Origin of the sequence: Vibrio aerogenes (assembly GCF_024346755.1) — a bacterium.
Taxonomy (GTDB): domain Bacteria; phylum Pseudomonadota; class Gammaproteobacteria; order Enterobacterales; family Vibrionaceae; genus Vibrio; species Vibrio aerogenes.
Genome location: NZ_AP024861.1, coordinates 1,932,428 through 1,944,792 on the forward strand (window position 1 = coordinate 1,932,428; position 12,365 = coordinate 1,944,792).

Genomic DNA, 12,365 nt, shown 5'->3' on the forward strand with positions numbered 1-12,365 from the left:
TTATTCATTTTATTTTTTCATTCATCACTAGTTTTTTACATTTCATTATAACTGTTAAAAGACTATTGCACCTCTAAATATTAATCTCATCTAATGGTGACCTAATATTGCCAAATCCTTTTTGTCGTCATATGTGTATATATCTCCGTAGTTTTCGAACTGGAATGACCAAGCAATACTTGGATATATCTTAAATCAGTACCCCGTTCCAACAGGTGGGTTGCAAATGAATGTCTTAACGTATGTAACGATGCTTTTTCCTTTATTTTTGAGGCATGTAATGCCCGGTAAAATATGTTTCGTAAAATTCGTGTTGAATATGGACCACCATTAGCCCCCTCAAATAAGTATTGTTTCGGCCGATAAATCTGATCATATCCCCGCAACATCAAAAGACCTTTATTAGAAAGTCAAGCTGACCGGGTTCTATTACCCTTCGCTGCACGAACATTCATACATTGACGTGTTGAATCGATATCGTTGATTTTCAAATTCAGCACTTCATTTCTTCTTAATCCGCCAGAATAAATACAATATAAAATTGCTTTATGTTTTAAATTTTTCACTTGAGAGAGTAATAAGGCGACTTCTTCTTCACTCAGAACAACAGGCAATACTTTTTTCTGTCGGGGGGCAGTGATTGCCATATCACTTAACGGGCGCTTCAATACGGGTTGATAGAAAAATTTTAAAGCGTTGATCACTTGCCTTTGATAGGCTGCTGAACATTGCACCTTGTCTACAAGATAAATGAGATACTCGTGAGCTAAACCAGCCCCCGCCCCACAGAGGCAGCCTTAGCCCCCATCACATCCGCTTCCCGCTCCAGTGCCGGACTGTCATTTATCGCCTGCCCGGCAAATTGTGTGGTTGGTGCAACCCGCCCCTGCGCCTGTTGCACCACATGCCAGGCTTCATGGGCAACATGGTGTGCCTGCCCCGGAGCCATGAGGATTCTATTGCCCTGAGCATAAGCATGAGCGTTAAGCTGTGCCGGACGGGGAGAATTGTATGACACCCGCACATGATCCATGCTCATGCCGGAAAGGTGTTCCACCCCGGCTTTGATATGATCCGGCAGCCCGGTATTATTTTTGCGCTGGACCGGCATCGGGGCCGGTTCCTGTTCTTCTTGGTACATAGTGATTTCCTGTTAAAAATACAAACTAGATGTTTACTTAAGTCAGACAAACAAAGTGAACATATAATAGTTTTTCAGCGCTATCGCTGATTGCGCCAGTTGTTCTTTGAGAAACTACATAAACTCAAGCCAAACTGATCATTTCCCGCTTCAAATAGGTAGTGTTCAAATTGCTGATGTTCCGGGCTCGTTCAAACTTTGAATCTTAACAGACTGAAATAGTCCCCACTGTAGTACGGCATTTCTGTGATTTCCGAACCATCTAAATTGGCTCGTTTGAGTTTCCCCCCGTTGCTATCAACGTAATACAGATGATTAGCCGGTAAATCCAACTCTATGTGGCTTGGTTTATTTGCATTCGGGCTGTCTATCAAAGTCTCAACTCCAGAGCCATCTAGGTTCGCACGTAAAACACTCCCATCATTGACAGTTCCCGAGTCGCCATAATAGCTAGTCCAGTAAATTTTGTTGTTCTCTGAATCTACAGCGATCCCACCTGGGGAGTGGCCTGTGATGGTGCTGATATCTTCAAAGTCAGTCCCATCGAGGTTGGCACGATATACATGGTTCCGATCTCCCATGTCTACCCAATAAATCTTGCGATTTTTTAGGTCGAGGCTAAGGTGTCGAGTGTTCCCAAGATGCGCTTCATTCGAGTAAATAGCAGTTTTACCTGAACCGTCCAGGTTAGCACTATAAAGTATGCCTTTGCCTTCCTTGGTAAACCAAAAGCCCCAATCACACCAGTATATTTTCTTTGCGATAGGGTCAATCGCTAGCCCCTGAGTAAGCCCCACCTCAAGAACAGTCTCTGGGTTTGAACCATCAAGGTTTGCCCGCTTAATAAACCCTTCTTTAGAAGATTCATCATATTGCTTCCAATAGATCTTATTCCCTACGGAGTCGACCTCTATCCCATGGATACTTTTATTGCCCACTTCTACCAAGTTAGAGGCTCCACTCTCACCTGGTTGTAAAACTGCTAACCAAGGGCGATTGAAATAATAAATGGTTAGCTTAGTTTGGGCATAGTCTACCCACCCGCCTCTCAGAGTATAACCACTTGCTAACTGGAGTTTAAGTTCACCGGTATTTAGCAGCTTAACCCGGGTTTGTTCACTGCTCAGGACGGATTGAACATCATTTTCGGCGACCATCAATCTTGCATCGATCAACTCACCTCCCGGCATAGAAATAATCGTGTCCTCGGTACCAAGGGTGGGATCAATATAGAGTCTGATAATATCGCCAAAAATTCCGCTATGCTGATCAGGTGAATAATATTCAACACCGATATTTGGGGTTTCCCAAACTGCTGTATCGAGTCGTTTCAATTGACCTTGATGTTGGGTTATTTGAGAATTGACATCGTCTTGCGTAGCAAATTTCGCATCTGCCTGTGTTTGGATTTCAGTGAGCTGCGTTGATAATTGTTTTGGGGAAACGATTTTATCTGTTGTTCCTTGAGAAACATCCGTATCTGTCGCAAAAGGCAGATAATCGGATGCAACCATACCTTTCACTATATTACTGGCGTTTAATTCCATCGTAGAAACAAGAGATTTAAACCAAGTGCTATCAGCGCTAATTTCTAACCCATTTAACCTGATCCCATCTCCAGCCTGATAATTATTGATATCGTTCCGCTTTTGCCATGTCAGTTCCGGATCCGCCGGATTTTCCAGATTAGTGACTGTCCAGATACTATGTAGTAAATCACTGCCCTCCATCACTTCCACAGATAAACCGATAAAGAGCTCTTCATCCGGATTTGAATCAAAATCAGTGGCTAACGTCCACAAGTTACCTTCCGAAGCAACATAAACCCGGTTTTGCTTATTATCTGATTGATTCGTAAATAAAACCCGGTCACCGGTTTTGATTTGATAACTGTCAATCACAGGAAAATCATGACCAGCTGCTAAATTGAAAGAATCAGTCATGACAGTCGCAACACCTTGTTTGAATTTCACGCCAGCCTGAAGCAGCCCGATTTCTTTCTCTAAATTGCTTTTTGTCGAAGAAATCGCATCCTGCATTTGCTTTGGTGTCACCGCCAGATTGGCATCTTTTCCCTGAGTGGCTTCTGCCTGCGTAGCAAAACGGGCGATTCCCGGCTGAGTTTTGTTCGCTTTCACTAACCGTTTATTATCCACCGTACCGGTCGCAATCTCATCCGCATTCAGAGCCGTTAACCCGCTGCCATCCCCTTTCAGGTTTTTTGCTTCCAGCTGGTCACTGAATGTCGCATCTGTCCCTGTAAAAGTATCACCCACCAGAGTATCGGCTTTTACTTGAGTACCCGTAACCGCTCCGCCTTGAGTTAAATCGATCTCAGCGGGTAAATGGGCATTGTTTAGATCGGTGATCTGGCTACCGTTACCTATCAAGGTTTCTGCTTTTACTTGGGTGCCGGTAACTTTTCCACCTTGAGTTAAATCAATTTGAGACGGTAAGTGGTCGTTGTTTAAATCTGTGATTTGGCTACCGTTACCTATCAAGGTTTCTGCTTTTACTTGGGTGCTGGTAACTTTCCCGCCTTGAGTTAAATCAATTTGAGACGGCAAGCGGGCATTATCCAGCGTCCCTTCGGTCAGTCTGGCAGCATCGGGATTGAGAGCTTCATCGATCAATTCGTAAAATTGGGATTGTGTCGGTATTTTACCGGTCTGAAAGTTAGATTTGATGCGTTGTTTGAGATCTTGGTTGTCCATACAAGGTTCCTGATTGATGGGGTGATTCCAACAAAATTACTTCACCATGACCGGGTGTTGATGCTCCAGCCGTGTCACCCGGATTTCCAGCCGGTTGATTTTGTCTTCAAGATGATGTGTTTCCCGGCTGAGCTTTTTGTGCTCAGCAAGAGAACGGTTTTCTATCCGGGCGGCATAAGCCGCCATGATTTTGTTCAGTGGTGTTGTGATATCCAGCCCTATCTGGCGGATGGCAAAGCTGAGTACCAACAGAACGGCACAAATAGCCAGCGCCCATCTGGGAACGGCGTCCATCGAACGCTTATGGATATCCAGTCCTGAACTTTGCTGATGTGCCTGATCCGTTGGTTTTTTATGGGTCATACGCGCCCTCCTGCTCGCCGGTTGGTGAGTCAAAGCGTAATGCAGCACATGATGTGACCTGTTGACACTGAATTAAGAGAGAAGATACCGGAACGTCTGCGCCGAAAAGCAGCCGACGGCTGTGTCGATCACCTGATCCGGATTACGCACCTGTGCATACAGATAATAATCTCCCGCAGAGACCAGATGCCGGTTATCCAGCAGATAGCGGGCAATGTCGTAACAATCTGAGCCGGAGAATGTGACCGGCATACTTTGCTGGTAACTCAGGGCCGGGCTGATACTGAGTGGAATTTCGCCGATCCGGGTAAAAGCGCTGTCTGCCTGAAGCGCCTCTGTCTCTGCGGCCAGATACAGGTCGATCCACACCCAGGCACTCGGATGGCTGTCGCCGGGAAAAGTTTCTGCCGCCAGATTGGTAATTTCACAGCGGCACTCACTGAACAACTGCGTGGTCGCCGAATCGTAAACCGGCGTCAGGGCCGATACACTTAAATTTGCCGTATCCTGCCCGTTTACCGGCAAGGCGGAAAAATCAATCGTATCGCCTTCACTGCCGGCATACAGATATTCACGATCATTGATTTCTGCCGTGACAGCAAAACCTTTGCCGTGATTCGGGCTGGCGTCACTGAAACTGGCATTATTGAAGGTGATACAGGTCTGGCCGCTGTCGAATTTCTTTTGCAGCTGCCGGGAAATATCCCGCGCCTGGCAAGGGGTTTCCCCGCCGCCGTACACGGCGGTTTTTACTTTAATATTCAGACTCATTCTGAGTTCCTTAAATTCTGCGGTGATCAAAAACTGGTTCAGGTGGGTATTTCCCTGATGAAAGAGCATTAATCTAACGAAAGAACATTCACCTGACGAAAAGCATTAACCTGACTGCTCCGATGCCCGATCCAGCATTTTCGCCACCGGTAAAACGGCTGTATTTTTCACCGCTACCGGCACCGAGAGTGACAGCATCAGGCAGGGTTTGGGGGTTGCTCCCATCGCCTGCCAGACCTGACCGCTGACTTTGTCTGCATATTCACTGCCGAACAGTTGCATGCGAACACCGTACAGCGAGGCGTCTGTGTGGGGGGCTGTGAGCATCGGTCCGGGAAAGAAGTCAGATCCGCCGAGCCCGGTGATCAAATAACCGAGCAACAGATGTTCAATCTCTGCGCTGCTGGTTTTGTCCCGGCACCAGACGGTGATCATGTAGCTGATATCAACAAACCGGGGTTCGTATTCGGCAGTCCGTGAAGTTTTACTCTCGTTCAGCCGGGTGCGCCGGGGTTCACTCTGGCGGCGTTTCGTATCTTCTGCCAGACCAATCAGATAGCAATTGACCGTTGGTGTAGAGCCCAGTGCCGCGATAAAGTCTTTGTCCGGCGCCAGAAAACTGATATTCACGCCCCCGGCTTTGTCGAGTTTGAGGACATGCTGTTCGAGAAGCGCCCGCAGATCTTTCTGTATTTTTTGCAGGATGAGTGCATCCATAGCGATTCCTTGTGAAATGTCGTGATCAGGAGGTGACGTTGCGTTCGGTCCACGCCGCCAGATGGTGGGCTGCAATAAACCCGGCGCTCTGTTTATCCAGTTCACGCTGTAGTGATTTGCCCAGCTGGGCCTGAGTGATTTGTGGCGTGCGCTCCATCAGTGCAAACAGACAGGCCCGTTCCGCGATATTATGAATTTGTGACGGTGACAGGTCGAAGTGCTCGATCAGATAGTCCATCTCGATCTGGTCAGCCGGTTGCAGCTCACCTTGCCAGACGTGTTGCCACAACTTCTTCCGGTGCAGTTTATCCGGAAGCGGAAATTCAATCACGGCGGTGAACCGGCGCAGAAATGCATCATCAATATTGGCTTTGAAGTTAGTACTGAGCAGCAGCACGCCCTGATATGTTTCCATCCTTTGCAGCAGATAACTGACGCCCATATTAGCGTTTTTATCATGGCTGGATTCCACTTCGCTGCGCCGGGCAAAAATGGCGTCGGCTTCATCAAACAACAGCACGGCTTTCTGTTTTTCCGCCTGATCAAACAGATTGGCGAGGTGCTTTTCGGTTTCTCCAATCCATTTGCTGGCAACATTTGCCAGATTAACCTTATACAGCGGCAGACACAGCTCACCGGCGATGGCCTCTGCTGCCATCGATTTACCCGTGCCCGGCGGCCCCCAGAACAGCGCCTGAGTACCGGAGAGCCTCCCTGGCACCTGAGCCGCCAGCTGAGAATGAAAACGTATCCTTGCCAGCAATTCTTCGGCCTGAGCCAGAGCATCCGCGGTCAAGACCATATCGCTGAAGGTAAACCGAGGCAGCGTAAAGGTTGCCAGCCCTTGTGTTGCTCCGTGCATGCGTTGCAGGCAGGCTTGCTGAATCGCGTGCGTGGTCAGCGGGCTGTCCTGCTGTATCAGGGAATCAAGCACCGTTGTCATTTGCGTGGTACTCAGCGGATATCGTTCTGCCAGCAGCTGTGCATCGCTGTCACTTAAGATGTGAGTGTCTGTCCCGATAAAGATAATGTCGTCTGTCCCGTCATCTTCACCGTCATCTTCATGAGTGCCTGTCCCGATAACGCGGTTTCCGGTGGCCGCCTCTTCTGCCGCTTTCTAAATCAAAGCCTGCCAGCCTTTCGCCCGTTGTTGTGTGGTTGTTTGCAGGTAAAAACGTTGCACCGGATAACATCGGATGGTGTGTACAAACCAGGACGATGTGGTCGCCTCAGTGCCTAAAGATAAGCCTGATGGTTGTCCGCTTGTATGCGGGGCTGCGCTCTGATCGCAAAACAGCAGGATCTGTGGTGATGCGATCAGCCATCCGGCCAACACTCTCAAGGCTTCAGAGGTGTCACAGTCTTCAGCCAGTGTCGGCCAGTAAAGCGCTTGTGTGGCGGCCAGAGTACTGAGCCGGGCAGCCAGCAGTGCCTGACGAATCATGGGAGTCGCCTGATGATATTCCTGCACCCCATGCAGCCGCCACAACACGGTTTCATCATCTTGTGAAGCCGATGACTGGAGCAAGGCCTGAATAAACGCGCTTTTTTCGCGGTAGTCCTGCGCTTCAGCATGGATCACATTGATGCCCGCTGACGGCATGCTGAATTGGTGCTGATACACCACGCTTGCAGCCGGGCCGGACAGACACGCTGCCCGGCTGAGCCAGGCCTGAGAGGTCTCATATGCCGTTGATTGGGAATAGGCCCGGTTCATCAGGGCAAGTAACGCCCCGGCGACATTCAGCGGTTGATGCAGTGGATTCTCCGGATCCTGCCCAATCAGCAGGCCATGTTGTATCAGCGGACAGTCCGGCAGGACCAGATTGACCCGGTTTGAGGGAAAATCATCGCCCTGCGTTGCCGGAATCAGCGATAATGCCCGTTCAGCGCTGATTCCCGGACCTTGCTCGTACCAGCTTAATCCCGAATAAACCGCCAAGAGATCCGGTTCCAGCTGAAACAGAAAGACCACGGCCAGTAACGCAGCTTCCGCATCTTTCAGTGAGAAGTGCCGGATCAGCAATTTCCAGTGGGGTGTCTGTAATAAACCTTCCAGTGCGTTGAGCTGATAGGTCTGCGCGGCGGTGATTTGAGCAGCATCGCTTTGTTCCGACAGCACCAGACCAAGCTGATACAGTGCTGCGGCAAGCTGTTGTTCCGACTGTTTCAGTTCTGACCATTCCGGTTCAGACCATGCCAGTGTATGCCATGAGCGCTCGTCACTGTCCGGGGCTGCGGAGACTGAGCATGTTTTTGGGTCAGACATCGGTATTGCCCTGTAACAGCTGAATCAGGTCTTCAGCCCGTTTTCCGACCTGAGCAGCCCAGCGTGAATCGCGCATTTCAGTGGCGGCCTGCGCCGTGTCTCCGGCTTCCAGCGCAGCTAACATCCGTTTAAACTTCAGCAGTCCCCCCATGCCGAGGTTAAACGCCATGTTCATCAGCACAATCTGCTGACATTCCGGTAATGCCTGACACCATGGCAATGCGTCATTCACCTGTTGATACACAGACTGTAAGTCATGCTCCAGTAACAGCATGGCTTCTGCTTCGGAAATTCCGGCGTCATCTAAGTTCCGGCCAACGCCAATGGTGAGTTTGCCGGCAGTACAGCGATATGGCTGTAAGCGAAGGCCTTCGTGACGGATCAGGAGTTCCCGGTGATATTGAATCGCTTGTTCGGTGAGCTTCATCTCAGTTCCTCAGTTTTGATAATCCAGGTGGGAGGCAGTGAAACCAGCATCGATTGGTTCAGCTGGCTGACTTCAATCGCAACTTGTTGCTTCCCTTTTATTTCAGTCAGAATGCCGCTCATCTCTTTGAGCGGCCCTTTAATGACCGTGACCTTGTCACCTTTTACATAATGACTGGCGATTGATGTGGTTGATTCACAGGCTTTGAGCACGGTACGTATCCGGTTGATCTGCTGTTGTGGAATGGTGACGGGATAACCGCCAAAGCGCAGAAAATAAGCAAAGCCAGGCAGTGTTTTTACAAGATGTAATCCATGGATGTCGCTGCAGACAAACAGGTAAGATTTAAATAAAGGTTCATGAATAATTTTAGTGCGATCGCTCCAGTTCCGTGTTGATGCACTCAGGGGAAGAAAAGTGTCAAAGCCTCTTTCGTTGAGCCGTTGTGACAATTTCTTCTCAGCATGAGAACGGGTATAAATGGCATACCAGTGCCGTTTCGTCTTGTCGTCATCCATCTGAATCTCTCTTTCTCAGAATGTCAGGCAGGCTCCGCCGGGTCAGTCCCATTGATGGCTGGTTATTCTTCTGTTCGCGTGACTACTTTGCGTTGTGTATTAAGACGGTCTGCGCTGATGTTTGTGAAAAGTGCCTGAAAAAAACGGGTAAAAAAATTGAATCGGTCAGCATGGAACCAGATGACGGAGCCGGGCTCTGGCGAGCTGAACTCTTTTTCTGACATTCGCTTGTGAGATCTGCATTTGTTCTGCGATTTCGGGATAATCCATTTCCTCGATAAAACGGTGATGGATAACTTTTTGCAGCTCTGGTGAGAGACAGTGAATGGCTTGATCGAGTTGTTCCAGTAGTTTGTCGCGTTGAATCCCCTCTTCCAGTGATTCTGTGGCGGTGGATGAAAAGAAAAACTGGTTTGGACATGCGGTTGCGATATCACACAGCTGTAATTGTTTTTTTTGATCGCGCCGGATATCAATACAAATGGTATACGTGAGCTTACACAACCATGAGTAAGGATTGCGAATGGGTTCTTTGGTTTCGGTGAAATAACGGTAAGATTTTTCCCTTGCCTGTGAAAGTGCATCTTCAACCTGAGCATAATTACCATTGAGCCAGCGCAGGCAGCAATGACGCAGCCGGGATTGATACTCTGACCACAGTGGCCAGAATGAATCGGAGGTCTTTTCCTTTTTTTTATGAATAAGTAATAACACTGTCTTTTCTCCTTGTTGTTGAGGGAAAAGACGTGAGCCATAAAATAATGTGAATTCATGCATATAAAGACTTGCCATTTTTTGACACAGATCTCATATATATCATGAAATAAACAGTATTTAATCGATAGAAATTAATCTTGTTGCATATTTTGGTTGTTATTTGAACGAATGACTGTTATGGAAATGTAAAAATATCAGGCAGAAAAGAAACTCTGCCTGATCCATATAAATGGAATAATGAACGAAGGAAACCGAAAAAAGAAAATTTCATGTGCAGGGTCCGCAGACCCTGAACTCAACCGGGTAATTTGTCCGTCCGGGTTTGACAAACCATGCGCCAGTTTCGCGGCAGGATGCGGGTTTCACCCGTGATTGTGACACTGTCATGGAAAACGATGTCCGTCGATGACCGGCCAATCATCAGATCAAACTCTCCCGGTTCGACAATTCGCTGATATTGATGATTGGTGAAATTGAGCATATCCACGGGCAGTGTGAAATGAACCCGCTGACTCTCCCCGGCGGACAATCTGACTTTGGCAAACCCTTTCAGCTCGCGGACCGGCCGGACCAGCGAAGCGACTTTATCTCTGACATACAGCTGTACCACTTCATCTCCGTCATATTCCCCGGTGTTCGTCAGGGTCACTGAGACTTCAATGTCACCGGTCTGCGGCACGCTGTGTTGTTTGATGTCAAAGTCACTGTAATCAAACCGGGTGTAGCTCAGGCCGAAACCAAACGGATAGCGGGCTCCGAAATGATAGGCGATCGGTGTGCCGCCGCTTTTTAGTTTGTGATTGTAGTAGTACGGCACTGCGCCGACATTTTTGGGGAAAGAAAGGGTGAGTCTGCCGCCAGGATTGATCTTGCCACACAGGATATCCGCAATGGCTTCTGCACCTTCCTGACCGGGCGCCCAGCCGTACAGAATCGCGGCCGCCTCTTCTTCTGCCCTGCCCAGCTGATACGGTCTGCCGCCGGTGACCAGCACAACAACAGGTTTGCCGCTGTCGAGTGCAAAGTCGATGAGCGCCTGCTGAACGCCGGGGAGTTGCAGGCTGTCTGTATCTGAGCCTTCTCCGACGGTCCCGGTCTGAAATAATCCGGCCAGATCACCGACACAAACCACAGCCACATCACAATCATCAATGACCGCTTTTGTTTTGATAATGCCGGACTGATCCTGCGATATCGGTGAGGTCATTGTTTGGGCAACAGCCAGATCGACATCGCCGGGAAATACCGGTGCATTGGCGTGTCGTTCTGTCAGGATATCACACCCTTTTTCGTATTTGACGTGGTCAAAACGGGCTTCAAGCGCTTGTTTCAGGGTCTGCACTGGTTGACCTGTCTGATCACCGGTTTTGCTGAGAATCAAATGTACCGGAAAGCTGTATCCACCGAGCAGAGCCAGTGGATCGTCAGCAGTTGCACCAAGCACTGCCAGTTTGATCCCGGTTGATAAAGGCAGTAAATGATCATTTTTTAAAAGTACAACCGATTCGCTGGCAACCTGATAAGCCAGTGTGCGTGCCTGGGGTGTTTGCAGATTGCCTGCGGCTACGGGCTCGCAGTAAGGCTGCTCAAATAAGCCAAGCTGAAATTTCCAGCTCAGGATACGGGAGACAATTTCATCAATTTTTTCTGGTTTGATCAGACCGGCTTCCAGTGCCTGCATGATATGCGCTGCACAGGCACTGTCCGGTAGTTCCACATCCAGCCCGGCATTGAATGCAAGCGCAGCCGCTTCGGCTTTGTTTCCGGCAATCGCATGATGGGAATGAAGCAGCTCAACGCCGCCGTAATCCGCGACAATCAAACCGTCGAAGCCCCATTGTTGCCGGAGAATGTCTGTCAGCAGAAAATGTGACGCATGGCAGGGCTCTCCATCGATATCATGGTAAGCGGGCATGACAGATGCGGCTTTGCCCAGTTTGACGGCCATTTCAAACGGTAGCATAAAGGTATCATTGAGCTCTTTAAATCCAAGGTGAACCGGTGCGTGGTTGCGGGCACCTTCACTGAAAGAATGGCCGACATAATGCTTGAGCGTGGCACAGACCGAACGATCACTTCCCTGAAGTCCCTGAACATAGTTTGTTGCCAGTACGCCGACCAGATACGGGTCTTCGCCCATGGTTTCTTCGGTTCTTCCCCAGCGGACATCGCGGGAAACATCCAGCACCGGTGCCAGCCCTTGCCGGGCTCCTGCTTTTCTGACCTGTTCAGAAATAGCCCGGCCCGTTGCCTGAATCAGTGCAGGGTTCCAGGTATGACCGTAATTGAGCGATGAAGGAAATAAGGTTGCGCCTTCTGCCATCAGTCCGACCAGACATTCCTCATGGGGTATCGCGGGAATCCCCAGCCGGGTTTCTTCGATCAGAAATTTTTGCAGCTGGTTTAATGCGGCAACCCCTTCCGCCGCTGAGACGGAATGGGTTCCCAGTGGCCGGGTGATTTGCCCGATCCCCTGACTCAGACGTTGCCTGACAGATTTCTGTGCGTCGTTTTCACCGATTTCCAGTTCGCGATCTTCATGATCGCCATTGTCTTTCAGAATCAGCCACTGCGCACCCATCTGGGCTATTTTCTCTTCAGGCGTCATCCGGGATAGCAGGTCTGCAACCCGTTCCGGGATTGATACATCGGGGTTTTTGTATTTTTCCATAGTTTCACCACATCATCGATAATCGCTTGAAACCACTATGTCAGAAAGCGGGTCTGA

The 12,365-nt window shown here is 49.1% G+C and carries 11 protein-coding genes and 1 pseudogene; all 12 read right to left on the reverse strand.

The window, feature by feature from the left end; all coding sequences use genetic code 11:
* Positions 1-101: 101 nt before the first annotated feature.
* The 12 genes and pseudogenes from OCV29_RS08565 to OCV29_RS08620 all read right to left on the reverse strand — a co-directional run bounded on the left by OCV29_RS08565 (position 102) and on the right by OCV29_RS08620 (position 12,308).
* Positions 102-647, reverse strand: a pseudogene (locus tag OCV29_RS08565) (tyrosine-type recombinase/integrase).
* 119 nt (positions 648-766) lie between these two features.
* The gene (locus OCV29_RS08570) at positions 767-1,141 is read right to left on the reverse strand and encodes an eCIS core domain-containing protein (protein ID WP_073604019.1); all 375 of its coding nucleotides are present in this window, start codon (positions 1,139-1,141) and stop codon (positions 767-769) included.
* A 191-nt stretch (positions 1,142-1,332) separates the two neighbouring features.
* On the reverse strand, positions 1,333-3,855 hold the full coding sequence (locus OCV29_RS08575; protein ID WP_073604020.1) for a DUF5050 domain-containing protein: 2,523 nt from the start codon (positions 3,853-3,855) through the stop codon (positions 1,333-1,335).
* Positions 3,856-3,891: 36 nt separating this feature from the next.
* A complete protein-coding gene (locus tag OCV29_RS08580) occupies positions 3,892-4,218 on the reverse strand; it encodes a hypothetical protein (protein ID WP_073604021.1) in 327 nt (108 codons plus the stop codon).
* A 72-nt stretch (positions 4,219-4,290) separates the two neighbouring features.
* On the reverse strand, positions 4,291-4,989 hold the full coding sequence (locus OCV29_RS08585) for a hypothetical protein (protein WP_139281592.1): 699 nt from the start codon (positions 4,987-4,989) through the stop codon (positions 4,291-4,293).
* Positions 4,990-5,094: 105 nt separating this feature from the next.
* Positions 5,095-5,706 carry a DUF4255 domain-containing protein gene (locus OCV29_RS08590; protein ID WP_073604023.1) on the reverse strand — a complete coding sequence of 204 codons (612 nt, stop codon included), beginning with the start codon at positions 5,704-5,706 and terminating at the stop codon, positions 5,095-5,097.
* 25 nt (positions 5,707-5,731) lie between these two features.
* Entirely contained in the window at positions 5,732-6,649 is a 918-nt protein-coding gene (locus OCV29_RS08595; RefSeq protein WP_073604024.1) for an ATP-binding protein, read from the reverse strand.
* 174 nt (positions 6,650-6,823) lie between these two features.
* Entirely contained in the window at positions 6,824-7,975 is a 1,152-nt protein-coding gene (locus tag OCV29_RS08600; protein ID WP_073604025.1) for a hypothetical protein, read from the reverse strand.
* A complete protein-coding gene (locus tag OCV29_RS08605; protein ID WP_073604026.1) occupies positions 7,968-8,402 on the reverse strand; it encodes a glycoside hydrolase family protein in 435 nt (144 codons plus the stop codon). The genes OCV29_RS08600 and OCV29_RS08605 overlap by 8 nt, the downstream gene beginning before the upstream one ends.
* Entirely contained in the window at positions 8,399-8,920 is a 522-nt protein-coding gene (locus OCV29_RS08610; RefSeq protein ID WP_073604027.1) for a UpxY family transcription antiterminator, read from the reverse strand. The genes OCV29_RS08605 and OCV29_RS08610 overlap by 4 nt, the downstream gene beginning before the upstream one ends.
* Before the next feature lie 165 nt (positions 8,921-9,085).
* Positions 9,086-9,634, reverse strand: coding sequence for an RNA polymerase sigma factor (locus OCV29_RS08615; RefSeq protein WP_073604089.1), 549 nt, complete (start codon positions 9,632-9,634; stop codon positions 9,086-9,088).
* A gap of 298 nt (positions 9,635-9,932) precedes the next feature.
* The gene (locus tag OCV29_RS08620) at positions 9,933-12,308 is read right to left on the reverse strand and encodes a glycoside hydrolase family 3 N-terminal domain-containing protein (protein ID WP_073604028.1); all 2,376 of its coding nucleotides are present in this window, start codon (positions 12,306-12,308) and stop codon (positions 9,933-9,935) included.
* Positions 12,309-12,365 lie beyond the last annotated feature (57 nt).